Source organism: Bradyrhizobium genosp. SA-4 str. CB756, from assembly GCF_000473125.1.
Lineage (GTDB): Bacteria > Pseudomonadota > Alphaproteobacteria > Rhizobiales > Xanthobacteraceae > Bradyrhizobium > Bradyrhizobium arachidis.
The window spans coordinates 8,199,220-8,215,223 of record NZ_KI421499.1 but is presented as its reverse complement, the minus strand read 5'-3'; the positions used below and the strand labels follow the sequence as shown (position 1 = coordinate 8,215,223).

The 16,004-nt window shown below is 64.7% G+C and carries 15 protein-coding genes; 11 read left to right on the top strand and 4 right to left on the bottom strand.

Annotated features, from left to right (window positions below):
- Positions 1-54 precede the first annotated feature (54 nt).
- Together BRAGE_RS0139730 and BRAGE_RS0139725 are read right to left on the bottom strand one after the other, a co-directional pair.
- Positions 55-1,548 carry an NAD-dependent succinate-semialdehyde dehydrogenase gene (locus tag BRAGE_RS0139730; protein ID WP_027563940.1) on the bottom strand — a complete coding sequence of 498 codons (1,494 nt, stop codon included), beginning with the start codon at positions 1,546-1,548 and terminating at the stop codon, positions 55-57.
- A gap of 105 nt (positions 1,549-1,653) precedes the next feature.
- On the bottom strand, positions 1,654-1,974 hold the full coding sequence (locus tag BRAGE_RS0139725) for a hypothetical protein (protein ID WP_027563939.1): 321 nt from the start codon (positions 1,972-1,974) through the stop codon (positions 1,654-1,656).
- 344 nt (positions 1,975-2,318) lie between these two features.
- Between BRAGE_RS0139725 and BRAGE_RS0139720 the strand changes: the two genes are divergently transcribed.
- Entirely contained in the window at positions 2,319-3,512 is a 1,194-nt protein-coding gene (locus tag BRAGE_RS0139720; RefSeq protein ID WP_027563938.1) for a serine hydrolase domain-containing protein, read from the top strand.
- Between the two features lie 160 nt (positions 3,513-3,672).
- Here BRAGE_RS0139720 and BRAGE_RS0139715 read toward each other — a convergent pair whose 3' ends face one another.
- Entirely contained in the window at positions 3,673-4,674 is a 1,002-nt protein-coding gene (locus tag BRAGE_RS0139715; protein ID WP_027563937.1) for an adenosine kinase, read from the bottom strand.
- A 124-nt stretch (positions 4,675-4,798) separates the two neighbouring features.
- Here BRAGE_RS0139715 and murJ point away from each other — a divergent pair, with 124 nt between their 5' ends.
- The 4 genes from murJ to BRAGE_RS0139695 all read left to right on the top strand — a co-directional run bounded on the left by murJ (position 4,799) and on the right by BRAGE_RS0139695 (position 8,815).
- A complete protein-coding gene (murJ, locus tag BRAGE_RS0139710) occupies positions 4,799-6,349 on the top strand; it encodes a murein biosynthesis integral membrane protein MurJ (protein ID WP_027563936.1) in 1,551 nt (516 codons plus the stop codon).
- Between the two features lie 74 nt (positions 6,350-6,423).
- Positions 6,424-7,476 carry a tryptophan--tRNA ligase gene (trpS, locus tag BRAGE_RS0139705; RefSeq protein WP_027563935.1) on the top strand — a complete coding sequence of 351 codons (1,053 nt, stop codon included), beginning with the start codon at positions 6,424-6,426 and terminating at the stop codon, positions 7,474-7,476.
- Between the two features lie 107 nt (positions 7,477-7,583).
- The gene (locus tag BRAGE_RS0139700) at positions 7,584-8,078 is read left to right on the top strand and encodes a universal stress protein (RefSeq protein ID WP_027563934.1); all 495 of its coding nucleotides are present in this window, start codon (positions 7,584-7,586) and stop codon (positions 8,076-8,078) included.
- Between the two features lie 167 nt (positions 8,079-8,245).
- The gene (locus BRAGE_RS0139695; RefSeq protein WP_027563933.1) at positions 8,246-8,815 is read left to right on the top strand and encodes a NifU family protein; all 570 of its coding nucleotides are present in this window, start codon (positions 8,246-8,248) and stop codon (positions 8,813-8,815) included.
- A 133-nt stretch (positions 8,816-8,948) separates the two neighbouring features.
- On the opposite strand, the gene BRAGE_RS0139690 is transcribed toward BRAGE_RS0139695, so the two are convergent.
- Positions 8,949-10,595, bottom strand: a complete 1,647-nt coding sequence (locus tag BRAGE_RS0139690) for a methyl-accepting chemotaxis protein (protein WP_035730573.1) — start codon at positions 10,593-10,595, stop codon at positions 8,949-8,951.
- A 375-nt stretch (positions 10,596-10,970) separates the two neighbouring features.
- On the opposite strand from BRAGE_RS0139690, the gene tsaB reads away from it, so the two are divergent.
- The 6 genes from tsaB to BRAGE_RS0139660 all read left to right on the top strand — a co-directional run bounded on the left by tsaB (position 10,971) and on the right by BRAGE_RS0139660 (position 15,975).
- Positions 10,971-11,663: a tRNA (adenosine(37)-N6)-threonylcarbamoyltransferase complex dimerization subunit type 1 TsaB gene (gene tsaB, locus BRAGE_RS0139685; protein WP_027563931.1), complete on the top strand. Its 693-nt coding sequence runs from the start codon at positions 10,971-10,973 to the stop codon at positions 11,661-11,663.
- Positions 11,660-12,145: a ribosomal protein S18-alanine N-acetyltransferase gene (gene rimI, locus BRAGE_RS0139680; protein ID WP_027563930.1), complete on the top strand. Its 486-nt coding sequence runs from the start codon at positions 11,660-11,662 to the stop codon at positions 12,143-12,145. The genes tsaB and rimI overlap by 4 nt, the downstream gene beginning before the upstream one ends.
- A gap of 38 nt (positions 12,146-12,183) precedes the next feature.
- Positions 12,184-12,639 carry a Fur family transcriptional regulator gene (locus BRAGE_RS0139675; RefSeq protein WP_027563929.1) on the top strand — a complete coding sequence of 152 codons (456 nt, stop codon included), beginning with the start codon at positions 12,184-12,186 and terminating at the stop codon, positions 12,637-12,639.
- A gap of 9 nt (positions 12,640-12,648) precedes the next feature.
- A complete protein-coding gene (locus tag BRAGE_RS0139670; protein ID WP_027563928.1) occupies positions 12,649-13,329 on the top strand; it encodes an HAD family hydrolase in 681 nt (226 codons plus the stop codon).
- 191 nt (positions 13,330-13,520) lie between these two features.
- Positions 13,521-14,915 (top strand): tRNA (N6-isopentenyl adenosine(37)-C2)-methylthiotransferase MiaB, encoded by a 1,395-nt coding sequence (gene miaB, locus BRAGE_RS0139665; protein WP_027563927.1) that lies wholly within the window; start codon positions 13,521-13,523, stop codon positions 14,913-14,915.
- A gap of 64 nt (positions 14,916-14,979) precedes the next feature.
- Positions 14,980-15,975 (top strand): PhoH family protein, encoded by a 996-nt coding sequence (locus BRAGE_RS0139660; protein ID WP_027563926.1) that lies wholly within the window; start codon positions 14,980-14,982, stop codon positions 15,973-15,975.
- The last annotated feature ends 29 nt before the right edge of the window (positions 15,976-16,004 follow it).

Here is a 16,004-nt window from a genome sequence, read left to right as displayed (position 1 = left end):
TCGTGGATGGCCGGGTCAAGCCCGGCCATGACGGTTGTGGAGACAGCTACGCCCTCACACCCCGGCCATCATCACGTATTTGATCTCGACATATTCTTCCATGCCGTGACGCGAGCCTTCGCGGCCAAGGCCGCTTTCCTTGACGCCGCCGAAGGGCGCGACTTCCGTGGTGATCAGACCGGTGTTGACGCCGACCATGCCTGACTCCAGCGCTTCGGCGACGCGCCAGACGCGGCCGAGATCGCGGGAGTAGAAGTAGGAGGCGAGGCCGAACGGCGAGGCGTTGCACATCGCAATGACGTCCGCCTCGTCCTTGAAGCGGATCACCGGCGCAAGCGGGCCGAACGTCTCTTCCTGCGACACCAGCGAGTCCGGCTTGACGTCGGCGAGCACCGTCGGCTCGAAGAACGAACGACCGAGCTCGCTGCGCTTGCCACCGGTGACGACCTTGGCACCGCGCTTCACCGCGTCCGCGATGTGGCGCTCGACCTTGTCGATAGCCTTCATGTTGATCAGGGGCCCTTGCGTGACGCCGCTCTCGGTGCCGTCGCCGATCTTCATCGCCGCAACCTTCTTCGAAAGCTTTTGCACGAACTCGTCGTAGATCTTGTCCTGGGCGTAGATGCGATTGGCGCAGACGCAGGTCTGGCCCATGTTGCGGTATTTCGAGACGATGGCGCCTTCGACCGCAGCATCGATGTCGGCATCGTCGAACACGATGAACGGCGCATTGCCGCCGAGCTCGAGGCCGAGCCGCTTCACGCCGACGGAGGCCTGCTGGTAGAGGATCTTGCCGACCGCGGTCGAGCCGGTGAAGCCGACGAAGCGCACCGCCGGATGCTCGCACAGCACCTTGCCGATCGGCGGCGCGTCACCGGTGATGATGTTGAGCACGCCCTTGGGGATGCCGGCTTTCTCGGCAAGCACGGCCAGCGCCAGCGCCGACAGCGGCGTCTCGTTGGCGGGCTTGAGCACCACGGTGCAGCCCGCGGCCAGCGCCGGCGACACCTTTCGCGTGATCATGGAGTTCGGGAAATTCCACGGCGTGATGGCGCCGCAGACGCCGATCGGCTGCTTGATCGCAAGCAGTCGCGCATCCGGCCGCTGCGTCGGGATGGTCTCGCCATAGACGCGGCGCGCCTCTTCGGCGAAGAACTCGATATAGGCGGCGCCGATATCGACCTCGCCGAGCGCTTCCGACAGCGGCTTGCCCTGCTCGGAGGTGAGGATCAGCGCAAGGTCCTCGCGATTGGCGATGATCAGCTCGAACCATTTGCGCAAAATGTTGGAGCGCTGTTTTGCGGTGTGCTTGGCCCAGGCCGGGAACGCACGCTCGGCGGCTTCGACCGCCTTGGTCGTATCGTCCGCACCGAGCTGCGGGACCTTGGCGATCTCGACCCCGGTCGCAGGATTGTTGACGGCGAACACCGGCGTGCCGACCCAAGCGCCGTCGATGTAGCAGGCTTCCTTCAGCAGCGAGGGGTCCTTCAACCGGTCGCGCAGAGTGGCGGTAGATTGTTGAGCGCGTGCGGCGGCGGTCGGGGTCATGGCGTTGCTCCTCGGGACATCGATTGGCCCGGAATATAAGGAGAGACGGCGCGCAATGCACCGTCCCGCAACGCACATCTGATGGGAGCTAAGCTGGGGGCGGCCTTAGGCCGCGCCGCTCATATAGGTCTCGCGCCGGCCGATCATGCGCTCGGCGGCGGCCTTGGCATCGGCCTTCGATGAGGTCGCACACGTCCGGTATTCGAGATCGGGAACGTCGGAGGTGTCGCGGCGGCCGAACCACGACTTCGAGCCGACCGGCAGCAGCGCCAGCGACTGCGCGAGATTGTCGACCGCGTCGAACGAGTAGAGTGCGCCGGTGCCGGCGATCCGGACCTCGTAAATGCCCGGCGAGATCGGCGCCTCCAGATTGTCTCCTCGTCCAGGACGGGGATAGCGCTTCCATTCGCTCCAGGTCGAAATCATTTGAGGTCCCCCTCGCGGTCTTGAACGACCGCAAATTGCATCAAGTTCTAACGTCAGGCGCCGATCGGGCCATGTGCTGAACGCCGCAACGCACAAAATGTTTCAAGTGCTTCAAACACTGAAAACATATCGCCTGCGTCCATCCAAGGTCACGGCGAGTTGCGGCCATCCACCGCAGATTGTGACGGAGTGTTGCACCTCAGCCCGTGTTGTCGTCCTGCGGCGACAGCGCACCGTCAAGTCACGACATCGCGACCGGCGCGCAAGTTGAGAGACTTGCCGCACGCGACCTCAGGGAGGACAATCGATCACTTCCAACAATAATCAAACCGGAGGAAACGCGTATGCATAGCCAAGCCGAGATCGACGAGATCCTGCGTAAGACAAGCGACGCCAAGGAAATCCCCGGCGTGGTCGCCATCGCCGCGAGCGGCAGCGACGTGCTGTATCATGGCGCGTTCGGCAAACGCGATTTGTCGAAGCCCGACGCGATGACCGAGGACAGCGTGTTCTGGATCGCCTCGATGACGAAGGCGGTGACATCGGCGGGCGCGATGCAACTGGTCGAGCAAGGCAAGCTGTCGCTCGATAAGCCGATCGGCGAGGTGCTGCCCGACCTCGCCAAGCCGCAGGTGCTCGAAGGCTTCGACGCCGCGGGCGAGCCGAAGCTGCGGCCGGCGAAGGGGCCGATCACGCTGCGCCAGCTCATGACCCACACCGCCGGTTTTGCCTACAATGTTTGGAATGGCGATCTCGCACTCTATTTGGAGAAGACCGGAACCCCGAACATCTTCTCCTGCCAGGACATCGCGCTGAAGACGCCGATCATGTCTGATCCCGGCACGCGCTGGGAATATGGCATCAACATCGACTTCGTCGGCAAGGCCGTGGAAGCCGTCAGCGGCAAGCGGCTCGATGCCTATCTGCGCGACAATCTCTTCACCCCGCTCGGCATGAGCGACACCGGCTTCAAGATCACCGACAACATGCGCAAGCGGCTGGTCACCACCCATGCTCGCGGCGAGGATGGATCGCTGGCGCCGATCCCGTTCGAGATCGAGCAGAATCCGGAATTTTGCATGGGTGGTGGCGGCCTTTACGGCACTGCCGGCGACTACATCAAGTTCACCCAGATGATCCTCAGCAAGGGCCGCGGCAACGGAAACCAGGTGTTGAAGCCCGAAACGGTCGCGCTGATGGGCCAGAACCACATCGGCGACCTCACCATTGGCAAGATGACGACGGTTGCGCCCATGTACACCAACGATGTCGATCTCTTCCCTGACATCGTGAAGAAGTGGGGACTGTCCTTCCTGATCAACACAGCCAAAACGCCGGAGGGCCGCAGTGCCGGCAGCCTCGCCTGGGCTGGTCTCGCCAACACCTATTTCTGGATCGACCCGGCGCGCGATGTTTCCGGCGTGATCCTCATGCAGGTGTTGCCGTTCATCGACGCCAAGTGCATCGAGGCCTTCACAGGATTCGAACGTGGAATCTATGCCGGGCTCGATGCGGGGAGCGGACAGAAGGCGGCGTGAGGCGACTTGGCGTACGGCCCTGCCCCCACGACGATTGTCATCCCCCGCGAAAGCGGGGGATCCAGTACGCCGCGGCTCCTCGATGATCCACTGATGTCTCGGAATACTGGATCGCCCGGTCAAGCCGGGCGATGACAGCAGAGGTTGAGGCGCGACTTTCCTAAACCGTCAGCCCGCGCTGTTTCGCCAATTCCTTCAGCGACACTTGCGGGCGGGCGCCGATGTGCTGGATCACTTCGGCGGCGGCAAGCGCGCCGAGCTCGCCGCACTGCTTGTGGGACAGATCGCGCGCGAGGCCGTAGAGGAAGCCCGCCGCGAACAGATCGCCGGCGCCGGTGGTGTCGACCAACTGCTTGATCGGCGAAGCCGGAGCGGCGACCGCGTCCGTCGGCGTCACCACCACGCAGCCCTTCTCGCTGCGGGTGACGACGCCGAGCTTGACGTCGTTGCGCAGCTGCTTGAGCGCGGTGTCGAAATCCGAGGTCATGTAGAGCGAGTGCAGCTCGGACTCGTTGGCGAACACGATGTCGACGGTGCCGTTGCGCATCAGGCCAAGGAATTCGTCGCGATAGCGGTCGACGCAGAAGGAATCCGACAGCGTCAGCGCCACCTTGCGCTTGGCCTCGTGTGCGATGCCGGCCGCCTTGACGAAGGCGTCCTTGGCGTTCTTGGGGTCCCAGAGATAGCCCTCGAGATAGACGATGCCGGCAGACGCGATCTCGGCCGGATCGATGTCGGCGGGCGAGAGGTCCTGCGCGGCGCCGAGATAGGTGTTCATGGTGCGCTCGCCGTCGCCGGTCACCAGGATGTAGGAGCAGCCGGTGGCGGGACCGTCCTTGGCGGCGGGCGTGTTGAAGGCGACGCCGGCCGCGCGGATGTCGTGGACATAGAGCTTGCCGATCTGGTCGTCCTTGACCTTGCCGACATAGGCCGCGCGGGCCCCCAGGCTGCCGACGCCGACGATAGTGTTGGCGGCAGATCCGCCCGAGACTTCCGTCGCCGGACCCATGTCTGCGTAGATCGTGGCGGCACGCGCCTCGTCGATCAGGGACATGCTGCCCTTGGTCATCGCATGCTTGGCCAGAAAGGCCTCATCGGTCCGGACCAGCACGTCGAACAGCGCGTTGCCGATGCCGAGAACGTCATATTTCACGTCAGCCATTCACCTTGATCCTGTTTGGCGGATTGCGATTACCGGCAAAATCCGCTTCCTGTCGGCCTGAAATCCGGCTCGCGGCCTATCACGACCGGGCCTGCACGGGCAAGCAACGGTATTATAACAGCCGATGATCCGCTCCTTCCTGACCGTTTCGACGGGAACACTGGCCTCGCGGCTGCTGGGCTTTGCCCGCGATTCCCTGATCGCGGCGCTGCTCGGCACCGGGGCGGTGGCGGACGCGTTCCTGGCCGCGTTCCAGCTCGTCAACGTTGTGCGGCGCCTGCTCAGCGAGGGCGCGCTGAATGCGGCCCTGATCCCGGCCTGGCTGCGCGTCCGCGAGCGCGGCGGCGAGGCGGCCGCCTCCGCCTTCGCAGGACGCGTGCTCGGCACGGTCAGCGTGGCGCTGATCGCGGTCTCGGTCGTCATCGCGCTGGTGATGCCGCTGATCATCACGGTCATCGCGCCGGGCTTTCTCGGCAGCGCGACGCTCGATCTCGCAGTCCAGAACGCGCGGCTGATGCTGCCCTATCTCGCCTTCGCCGGCCCCGTCACGGTGCTGATGGGGCTCTTGAATGCGCAGGGGCGGTTGGCGCTGACGGCGTTCTCGCCGCTGCTGTTCAACGTCGCGCTGATCGCCGCGATCGCGATACTGCTCATCTGGCATGCCGATGCACTTCTCGCCGCGTGGATGCTGGCGGCCACGGTCGGCATCGCCGGCCTGCTGCAATTGCTGATGTTGTTGTCACAGCGAAGTGCAAACCTCGCGACACCGCTGCGCGTCAGCTTCGACACGGAGATGCGCGGCTTTTTCGCCAAGGCGATCCCCGGCATGATCGCAAGCTCGGGCCCGCAATGGCTGATGGTGGCCGGCGCGATCATCGCGTCCGCGACGCCCTCCGCCGTATCCTGGCTCTATTTCGCCAACCGCCTGATCGAGCTGCCGCTCGGCATCGTCGGCGTCGCCATGGGCACCGTGCTGGTGCCGGAGCTGACGCGCGCGGTGGGGAGCGGCGACCGCGACGCGGTGGCGCATGCGGAATCGCGCGCGCTGGAGCTTGCCACGGGGCTGGCGCTGCCGGCGACGCTCGGCCTGATCGTGCTGGCCGAGCCGATCGTGCGGCTGCTGTTCGAGCATGGCGCCTTCGGCGCCGAGGACAGCGTCGCCACCGCGCATGCGCTGATGTGGCTGGCGCTGGGCCTGCCGGCCCACGTGCTGATCAAGGCGCTGTCGCCGGCCTTCTTCGCCCGCAGCGACACGATGACGCCGCTCATTGCCACGGCCAAAGGCTTTGTGGTGGCAATCGCCCTCGCCGTCCTGCTCGACCATTTCTTCGGCGCGAGCGGGATCGCCGCGAGCATCGCGGCCGGCGCCTGGAGCAGCGCGCTTTCGCTGCTCCGGAAAGGCGCCAGCGAATTCGGCTTCTCGGTCGATACAGCCGCGCGAAAGCGGCTGCCGCGGATCGTGCTCGCCGCTTCCGCCATGGGCGCCCTGCTCTGGCTGACCGCGGATCTCATCCCGGCCGAAGCGCACGGCCTGATCCGCTTCATCGTGCTGGGCGCGCAGATCGGCGCCGGGATCGCCGTCTACGGCCTGCTGCTGCAAATCCTCGGCGCGGCCTCCTGGCGCGAGGCGGCCAGTGCCTTGAAGCGGCCCGCCCCGCAGGACCAGCGCGCTTGAGGGGCGCGAATTACCCTTGACGGGGCAGCGCCGCTGTTGGAAACGACGGCCGAATACCTATGGGAAGGCTTACCATGCCATTCGTTGAACGGGTCTTTTCGGGCGTCCAGCCGACCGGCAATCTGCATCTCGGCAATTACCTCGGCGCGATCGTCAACTTCGTGAAGATGCAGGAAACCCACAACTGCATCTATTGCGTCGTCGACATGCACGCGATCACGCAAGGCGTGGACGTCTGGGGCGGCCCGGCCGAGCTCGCGCGCAACACCCGCGAAGTCACCGCGGCCTTCATCGCCAGCGGCATCGATCCGAAGAAGCACATCGTGTTCAACCAGAGCCAGGTCTCCGGACACGCCGAGCTCGCCTGGATCTTCAACTGCGTCGCGCGCATGGGCTGGCTCGGCCGCATGACCCAGTTCAAGGAGAAGGCCGGCAAGGACCGCGAGAACGCCTCGGTCGGTCTGTTCGACTATCCCGTGCTGATGGCCGCCGACATCCTGCTCTACCGCGCCACCCACGTTCCGGTCGGCGAGGACCAGAAGCAGCATCTCGAGCTCTCGCGCGACATCGCGCAGAAGTTCAACAACGATTTCGGCGATTCCATCCGCGCGCAGGGCACCAATGACGGCCTGTTCTTCCCGTTGCCGGAACCCTTGATCACGGGCCCGGCGACGCGCGTGATGAGCTTGCGCGACGGCACCAAGAAGATGTCGAAGTCGGATGCATCCGACAATTCGCGCATCAATCTGACCGACGATGCCGACACCATCGCGCAGAAGATCCGCAAGGCCAAGACCGATCCGGAGCCGCTGCCGACCGAGGAGAAGGGCCTGGAAGCACGCCCCGAGGCGGACAATCTGGTCGGCATCTTCGCGGCGCTCTCCGGCCGCCCCAAGGCCGACGTGCTCAGGGATTTCGGCGGCGGCCAGTTCTCCAGCTTCAAGAATGCGCTGGCGGAGCTCTGTGTGACCAAGCTCGCGCCGATCGCCGGCGAGATGAAGCGCCTCGTCGCCGACCCCGGCCATATCGACACCATCCTGAACGATGGTTCCGACCGCGCCCGCGCTATCGCCGAAGAGACCATGAACCTCTCGAAGGACATCGTCGGCTTCATCCGCCGGCGCTGATGATGGCTTAGCGAAACCCGGCCTGCGCCACCGCGCCGGCCGCTTCTCCCCTCCCCAATTTTGCGGGAGTGTGGCAGCATGCCGTCCCTGCACATTCCGGGACATGCATGACCACCAAGCGACTTTGCTTCGAGCCGGGTCACAAGCCCAAATGCCTCGTCATCGTCGACGACACCGCCGAATGGGATCGGGCGGTCTACTATGCCAGCCGCTGGGCGATCCGCGCCGACGGCGGCGTGGTGATGCTGCGCATCATCGAGCCCGAGCAGCAGAGCCAGGAATGGCTTGGGGTGGCCGAGATCATGCGCGCCGAGGCGCATGAGGCGGCGGAAGCCGCGCTCGACCGTGCCGCAGGCAGAGCCAACGGCATCGCCGCGATCACGCCGGAGCGGGTGATCCGCGAAGGCGCGGCGATGGAACAGCTGCTCGCGGTGATCGACGAGGATCCCGACATCGCCATGCTGGTGCTCGCCGCCAATCCCGGCGCCGAAGGCCCCGGGCCGCTGGTCGCGCTGCTCGCGCATGAGCTCGGCACGTTCCCGGTGCCGGTGACGATCATCTCGGGCGCGCTGAGCGACCAGAGCGTGGATTCGCTGTCGTAGCGGCGCTGCCTCTTACCCTCCCCTGGAGGGGGAGGGTAGGAAGGCACCTAACCCGCTGATATAACAGCAAAACGCCCTTCCCGCCCCTTGATCGTGCGTTCGCCGTCGCCATCTGCTACTGGATGGAGCACGCGCCGGCCTTGAACCGGCGACGTCTGGAGAAAGCCATGTTCATTCAAACCGAAGCCACCCCCAATCCCGCCACGCTGAAATTCATTCCCGGCCGCGTCGTCGTCGACGGCAGCCCAATGGAATTTTCGAGCCGCGAATCGGCCGCGCGCTCGCCGCTGGCCGAAAAGCTGTTCGACGTGCCCGGCGTCACCGGCGTGTTCTACGGATCGGATTTCATCACCGTGACCAAGGCGAGCGGTGAGTGGCAGCAGCTCAAGCCCGCGATCCTCGGTGCCATCATGGAGCACTACATGTCCGGCGCGCCGCTGCTCGCCGACGGCACCGTGACCAGCGATGCCGATCTCGACGACGAGGACGAGTTCTTCGACGAGGCCGATGCCGAGACGGTCGACATGATCAAGGATCTGATCGAGACCCGCGTGCGACCGGCGGTCGCCAATGACGGCGGCGACATCACCTTCCGCGGCTTCAAGGACGGCATCGTCTATCTCAACATGAAGGGCGCCTGCTCCGGCTGCCCGTCATCGACCGCGACGCTTCAGCACGGCATTCAGAATTTGCTCAAGCACTTCGTGCCCGACGTGGTCGAAGTCCGACCGATGTGAGCTCCGCATCCTGGGTGCCGTAGGGTGGGCAAAGCGAAGCGTGCCCACCTTCTCTGCCATAAGATAAAGGTGGTGGGCACGGCGCAAGAGCGCCTTTGCCCACCCTACGGGATCTCTTCGTAAGAGACCTCGCTTACGCCGCCTGGCCGATGCTTGCGGCCTCTTCCGCCGCCCTGCGCATGTTTGCCGACATCTCGCTGGTGACCGTGCTCTGCTCCTCGACGGCCGCGGCCGTTGACGACACGTACTCGCTGACGCCCTGGATCGCGCTCTTGATGGATTCCAGCGCGCCGACCACGTCGACCGAGATGCCATTGAGATTGCCGATCTCCTGCTCGATCCGGTCGGCGGCCTGCTTGGCCTGATTGGCGAGGTTCTTCACTTCCGATGCGACCACCGCAAAGCCGCGACCGGCCTCGCCGGCGCGGGCGGATTCGATGGTGGCATTCAGCGCCAGCAGATTGATCTGGCCGGTGATGTTGCCGATGAGCTGCACGATCGTGCTCATCGATTCCGCCGCCTGCGTCAGCCGATGCGCCTGCTGGTCCGCTGCCTCGACCCGATCGACAGCGGTCGATGCGGTCTCGCGCGAGCGCGTCATCGCTTCGGCGATCTCGCGCACCGATGCGTTGAGCTCCTCGGCACCGGCGGCGACCGATTCCATCATGTCGCGCACCTTCTCGCTGCGCTTGCGCGCGATCACCTGCGCGGTGGTGTCGGAGGCGTATTTCACAACCTTGAACGGATTGCCGTTGAGGTCGCGGATCGGATTGTAGGACGCCTGGATGAAGACCTGGCGACCGCCCTTGCCGACGCGCTGATATTCGCCGGACTGGAATTCGCCGGCGTTCAGCCTGGCCCAGAAGCCGCGATAGGCTTCGCTGTCGCGCTCGTCGGCGTCGACGAACATGCTGTGATGCTTGCCTGATATCTCGGACAGCGTATAGCCGAGCGCACTGAGGAAGTTCGCATTGGCGGTCAGAATCTTGCCGTCCATGCTGAACTCGATCACCGCCTGCGACTTGCCGATCGCCTCGATCTGGCCGGCGAAATTCGCGTTCGACAGCTTCTGCGCGCTGACGTCGGTGGCGAATTTCACCACCTTGAACGGCTTGCCGGCGTCATCGAGGATCGGATTGTAGGAGGCGAGGATCCAGACCTCCTTCCCACCCTTGCCAAAGCGTTTGTACTCGCCGGACTGGAATTCGCCGCGGCCGAGCTTCGCCCAGAACTCGCGATAGGCTGCGCTGTCGCACTCGCCGGCGCCGACGAACATGCTGTGGTGACGGCCCTGGATCTCGTCGAGCCGGTAGCCGACCGTCGCCAGAAAGTTCTCGTTGGCGGTGATGATGGTGCCGTCGAGATTGAATTCGATCACCGCCTGCGCGCGGCCGATCGCGGAGATCTTGCCGGCATCTTCCAGGCTGCGGATCTTGCGCGCGGTGATGTCGGTCGCGAACTTGACGACCTTCACCGGCTTGCCGGCCTCGTCGATGATCGGATTGTAGGACGCCTGGATCCAGATCTCACGGCCGCCCTTGCCGAGCCGCTTGTACTCTGCGGACTGATATTCGCCGCGGGCGAGCCGTGCCCAGAATTCGCGATAGGCCGCGCTGCCCCGCTCCTCCGGCGTCACGAATATGGAGTGGTGCTTGCCTGCGATCTCGTCGAGCCGGTAGCCCATCGCGTGCAGGAAATTCTGGTTCGCGGTGATGATGGTGCCGTCGAGGTTGAATTCGATGACTGCCTGCGATCTCGAAAGTGCGGTGACCTGGGCCATAGCCTCGCGCGCTGAAGAGCCGCTTCGCCAAAAAGACATTAATAAAATCCTTCCAATTGCCCGGAACGCGCGTGGCTCGATCTGCCAAAAATGCATCGCCCGAGTCGCCGTTGACTCGCTTTTCCGCAACCGAAGGGTCTCACTTGATTGCTAACGCACTATTAATTTGAAACAATTTCAAGCACTTACACATATTTTAGGTTGTAAATAATGCGATTGCATCAAATCAGGAGAGCCGATCAGGGCTGAGAATTGCATGCTTTTCCCGAAGACGTAGAATTACGGGAGAGGTCGACTTGTCGCGCCGCTGGCCGGTTGTGCAATCCTCAAACTTGGTTCTGGTTCTGTCGGTACAGGACCGACTAGATTGCAGCCATGCTGATCCTTGCCATCGATACCGCGCTGGAGGCGTGCGCGGCTGCCGTTCTCGACACCGACGCCGGCGAGCTGCTCGCGCAAGAATCCCTGCTCATGAAGCGCGGTCATGCCGAGGCGCTGATGCCGCTGATCGCGCGCGTGATGCGGTCGGCAAACCTTGCGTTCACCGCGCTCGACCGCATCGCGGTCACGACCGGGCCCGGCAGCTTCACCGGCCTGCGCGTCGGCATCTCGGCGGCACGCGGGCTTGCGCTCGCCGCCGGCAAGCCGGCGGTCGGAGTGACGACGCTGTCGGCCTATGCCGCGGCCATCGTCACCCGGAACGAGACGGTGCCCGTGATCTCGGCGATCGATGCGCGGCATGACCACGTCTATTTCCAGATCGTCGCCGGCGACGGCAGCCAGCTGGTGCGGCCGGGCGTCGCTCCGATCGACGAGGCCATCGCGGCCTCGCAGTTCGGCGCTCCGCATCTGGTCGGCAATGCCGCAAGCATCCTCGCCGAGCGCTGGCCGACGGACGCAACGCAGCCCGTTGCGGTGGACGCGCAGCCCGCACCCGACATCGGCTGGATCGCGTGGCTTGGCGCTGCGGCCGATCCCGAGACGAATCCGGCGCGGCCGTTCTATCTGAAGGCGCCCGACGCAAAGCCGGCCGCATTGCCGCCGCTCGCACAAGCCGCAACCTCATGATGAGCTGGTTGTCGGAATGGTGGCGCGGCGGCACGGCCGCCGTCGAGCCCGCCTCCGCGCGCGACGCCGCGCGGCTCGCGCAGCTGCACGGCGCGTCGTTTGCGCGCGGCTGGGGCGAAGGCGAATTCGAAAGCATGATGATCGAGCGCAACACGCTGGTGCATCGCTTGCGCCTCGGCCGCAACACGATCGGCTTTGCGGTGTCGCGGATCGGCGCCGACGAGGCGGAAATCCTCTCGATTGCAGTCGACCGGGCCCATCGCGGCCGCGGTCTTTCGCGGACACTGCTGATGACCCATCTCGGCCACCTCGCCGGGCGCGGGGTGCGCACAATATTTCTCGAAGTCGAGGAAAATAACCAGCCGGCGCGGCGGCTCTACGATGGGGCCGGATTCATGGTGGTGGGCCGCCGCGTACGCTACTATAAGCAGCCGAACGGGGAACAATTGAACGCCCTTCTGATGCGACGTGACTTGTCGTAACATCGATGGCAGAAAGCGCCCCGCCAGGCAGACACATCATGACCGCACTGAAACCTTCTTCCGCATCCAAGGCGTCCGGCATCGAGGCGCGCTGTGCCGCCACCGGCATGCGCATGACCGAGCAGCGCCGTGTCATCGCCCGCGTGCTGGCCGAGGCGGTCGATCATCCCGATGTCGAGGAATTGTACCGGCGCTGTGTCGCCGTCGACGACAAGATCTCGATCTCGACGGTGTATCGCACCGTGAAACTGTTCGAGGATGCCGGCATCATCGAGCGCCATGATTTCCGCGAGGGCCGCGCGCGCTACGAGACGATGCGCGACAGCCATCACGACCACCTCATCAATCTGCGCGACGGCAAGGTGATCGAGTTCACCTCCGAAGAGATCGAGAAGCTGCAGGCGGAGATCGCCCGCAAGCTCGGCTATCGCCTGGTCGATCACCGGCTCGAGCTCTATTGCGTCCCGCTCGACGACGACAAGCCCACGTCTTAAGTAAGTCTAGTGTCCATCGATCTCATCATCTTCGATTGCGACGGCGTGCTCGTGGACAGCGAGGCGATCTCCTGTCGCGCGCATGCCGATGTGCTCACCCGCCACGGCTATCCGATCACGTCGGCACAGGTGTCCGAACGCTTCCTCGGCCGCTCGACAAAACAGGCCAATCTCGAGATCGAAGCCGAGCTCGGCCGTAAATTGCCCGACGCCTATCACGGCGATCTGCAGGACGAGCTGTTTCGCGCCTTCGAAGCCGACCTCGAAGCGATCCGCGGCATCCACGACGTGCTCGACGTCCTGACGCAACGTGTCTGCGTTGCCTCGAGCGGTTCGCATCCGCGCATGCAAGTGAGCCTAGGGAGCACGGGGCTCTATGAACGCCTCGCGCCGAACATCTTCTCGTCCTCGCAAGTGACGAATGGCAAACCCGCACCGGACCTGTTCCTGTTCGCGGCCAAGGAAATGGGCGTGCCGCCGGAACGCTGCGTCGTCATCGAGGACAGTCTGGCCGGCATTACCGGCGCACGGGCGGCCGGGATGAAAGTATTCGGCTTTTACGGTGGCAGTCATTGCGGCGCCGGCCATGCCGAAACCCTGCGCCAGGCCGGGGCCGACCTGACCTTTGCCGACATGCACCAGCTGCCGGAGCTGGTCCGGCGGGTCGAGGCCGACGCCCTGACAGGCTGATTTCGCGCCTCCCGGTCATTCCGGGGCACGCGCGGCGCGCGTGAAGTGCGGAATCCAGAGGTTTTGGCGCGAGATTCCGGGTTCGCGCTGGCGCGCGCCCCGCAATGACGGCCGAAATGGCCTCCTTCGCTGGATTTTCGGCCCTCCAGCCTATATCTGAGGGCCGTCCTCCACCTCAATTTTCGGGTTCCATGACGCCGCCGCGCAAGCTGCACATCAAATCATATGGCTGCCAGATGAATGTCTACGATGCCCAGCGCATGGTGGACACGCTGGCTCCGGAAGGATTCGTGGAGACGGCGAGCGCCGAGGACGCCGATCTCGTCATCCTCAACACCTGCCATATCCGCGAGAAGGCTTCCGAAAAGGTCTATTCCGAGCTCGGGCGCTTACGCGTCGCCAAGGACGAGGCCGCGCGCTCTGGCCGCGCGATGCAGATCGCGGTCGCCGGCTGCGTGGCGCAGGCCGAGGGCGAGGAGATCGTGCGCCGTGCGCCTGTCGTCGACGTCGTGGTCGGGCCGCAGAGCTATCATCACCTGCCGGATCTCTTGAAGCGCGCCGGCAATGAAGGCCGCGCGATCGAGACCGAGTTTCCGGCCGCGGACAAGTTCGGCTTCCTGGCCCAGCCCAAGCCCGACGCGATCCGCGCGCGCGGCATCGCCGCCTTCGTCACGGTGCAGGAAGGCTGCGACAAGTTTTGTACGTTCTGCGTCGTGCCGTACACGCGAGGCTCAGAAGTTTCGCGACCGGTCGCGAAGATCGTCGACGACGTGAAGCGGCTCGCCGACAACGGCGTGCGCGAGCTCACGCTGATCGGCCAGAACGTCAACGCCTATCATGGCGAGGGCCCTGACGGGAAAACCTGGCCGCTCGGCCGCCTGCTCGAGCATCTCGCGACGATTCCCGGCATCGCACGGCTGCGCTATTCGACCAGCCATCCCCGCGACGTCGATGACAGTTTGATTGCGGCCCATCGCGATCTCGATGCCTTGATGCCGTTCGTGCACCTGCCGGTACAATCGGGCTCCGACCGGATTCTCGCTGCCATGAACCGGAAACATACCGCCGATGATTATCGGCGTGTCGTCGACCGTTTCCGTACCGCACGCCAAGACATTGCTTTTTCATCAGATTTTATCGTCGGCTTCCCCGGCGAAAGCGAGCAAGATTTTCTCGCCACTCTCGCGCTTGTCACGCAAATCGGCTACGCTGCAGCATATTCGTTCAAATACTCCGCCCGGCCGGGAACGCCGGCCGCGGATATGCAGGAGACGGTGTCCCCCGCCGAGATGGACCAGCGATTGGAGCGGCTCCAGGAACTGATCGACAGCCAGCAAGCGGCCTTCAACAAGGCTGCGATTGGCTCAACGGTCGACGTGCTGTTCGAACGTCCGGCGCGCAAGGACGGCCAGATCGTCGGCCGCACCGCCTTCCTCCAGCCCGCGCATGTGATGGCCTCGCCCGACATCATCGGACAGATCCTGCCGGTCAGGATCGACAGCCTCGAGCGCTACAGTTTCCTCGGCGAGCTCGCCACACCGCGCAGCGCGCGCGAGCCCGCTTTATCGCAAGCCACTGGAGCCTGAACCCTTGCCCAAAAGCGCATCGGATTCGTCTTCTATCGCTCCCAGCCGCAAATTTGACCGCGACATGCAAGTTCCGCCCGAGACCCAGGTCGTCATCGACTTCGACGACAACCGCGCCGCATCCGCGCTGGTGGGCCCTTATGGCCAGCACCTCGCGCAGATCGAGCGGCGGCTCGGTGTCGTCGTCGACTCCAAGGGCAACCATATCACCATCGGCGGCACGCGCGACGGCTGCGATGCCGCGCGCCGCGTGCTGGAGACGCTCTACGCGCAAGCCGTGAAGGGACAGGACCTCGACCAGGGCGAGGTCGAGGGCGCGATCCGCGCCGTGATCGCGCAGGGGTCGCTGTTCGAATTCGACGCCAAATCGGCCAAGGCGACCTTCGACAGCATCAACTTGCGCAAGCGTCCGGTGCGCGCGCGCACCCCTGCACAGGATTCCTACATCCGCGCGCTGAAGCGGCACGAGCTGGTGTTCGGCATCGGCCCCGCCGGCACCGGCAAGACCTGGCTCGCGGTGGCGCATGCCGCGCAGCTGTTCGAGCGCAAGGAAGTCGACAAGATCATCCTGTCGCGTCCGGCGGTGGAAGCCGGCGAGCGGCTCGGCTTCCTGCCCGGCGATCTCCGCGAGAAGGTCGATCCTTATCTGCGCCCGATCTACGACGCGCTTTATGACCTCATGGATGCGCGCATCGTCGAACGCGCGCTGCAGACCGGCGAGATCGAGATCGCGCCGCTCGCCTTCATGCGCGGCCGCACGCTGACCAATGCCGCCATCATCCTGGACGAGGCGCAGAACACCACGTCGATGCAGATGAAGATGTTCCTCACTCGTTTGGGCGAGAACAGCCGCATGATCGTGACCGGCGATCCCTCGCAGATCGACCTGCCGAACGGCCAGACCTCGGGTCTCGCGGAAGCGACCAAGCTCTTGAGCGGCGTCGAAGGCATCGCACAAGTTCATTTCAAGGCCGAGGACGTGATCCGCCACGAGCTCGTGGCGCGGATCGTCGCCGCTTACGAAGGCTCGCCGCAGCGGCCGGCAGCCGATAGATCCTGACGGGACAACAGCCGGACCAAGCGGGCGCG

What these genes read in the sequence shown, in the direction of transcription:
- BRAGE_RS0139730 (WP_027563940.1), bottom strand. Translation starts at nt 1,548, where the DNA reads ATGACCCCGACCGCCGCCGCACGCGCTCAACAATCTACCGCCACTCTG.
- BRAGE_RS0139725 (WP_027563939.1), bottom strand. Translation starts at nt 1,974, where the DNA reads ATGATTTCGACCTGGAGCGAATGGAAGCGCTATCCCCGTCCTGGACGA.
- BRAGE_RS0139720 (WP_027563938.1), top strand. Translation starts at nt 2,319, where the DNA reads ATGCATAGCCAAGCCGAGATCGACGAGATCCTGCGTAAGACAAGCGAC.
- BRAGE_RS0139715 (WP_027563937.1), bottom strand. Translation starts at nt 4,674, where the DNA reads ATGGCTGACGTGAAATATGACGTTCTCGGCATCGGCAACGCGCTGTTC.
- murJ (WP_027563936.1), top strand. Translation starts at nt 4,799, where the DNA reads ATGATCCGCTCCTTCCTGACCGTTTCGACGGGAACACTGGCCTCGCGG.
- trpS (WP_027563935.1), top strand. Translation starts at nt 6,424, where the DNA reads ATGCCATTCGTTGAACGGGTCTTTTCGGGCGTCCAGCCGACCGGCAAT.
- BRAGE_RS0139700 (WP_027563934.1), top strand. Translation starts at nt 7,584, where the DNA reads ATGACCACCAAGCGACTTTGCTTCGAGCCGGGTCACAAGCCCAAATGC.
- BRAGE_RS0139695 (WP_027563933.1), top strand. Translation starts at nt 8,246, where the DNA reads ATGTTCATTCAAACCGAAGCCACCCCCAATCCCGCCACGCTGAAATTC.
- BRAGE_RS0139690 (WP_035730573.1), bottom strand. Translation starts at nt 10,595, where the DNA reads ATGGCCCAGGTCACCGCACTTTCGAGATCGCAGGCAGTCATCGAATTC.
- tsaB (WP_027563931.1), top strand. Translation starts at nt 10,971, where the DNA reads ATGCTGATCCTTGCCATCGATACCGCGCTGGAGGCGTGCGCGGCTGCC.
- rimI (WP_027563930.1), top strand. Translation starts at nt 11,660, where the DNA reads ATGATGAGCTGGTTGTCGGAATGGTGGCGCGGCGGCACGGCCGCCGTC.
- BRAGE_RS0139675 (WP_027563929.1), top strand. Translation starts at nt 12,184, where the DNA reads ATGACCGCACTGAAACCTTCTTCCGCATCCAAGGCGTCCGGCATCGAG.
- miaB (WP_027563927.1), top strand. Translation starts at nt 13,521, where the DNA reads ATGACGCCGCCGCGCAAGCTGCACATCAAATCATATGGCTGCCAGATG.
- BRAGE_RS0139660 (WP_027563926.1), top strand. Translation starts at nt 14,980, where the DNA reads ATGCAAGTTCCGCCCGAGACCCAGGTCGTCATCGACTTCGACGACAAC.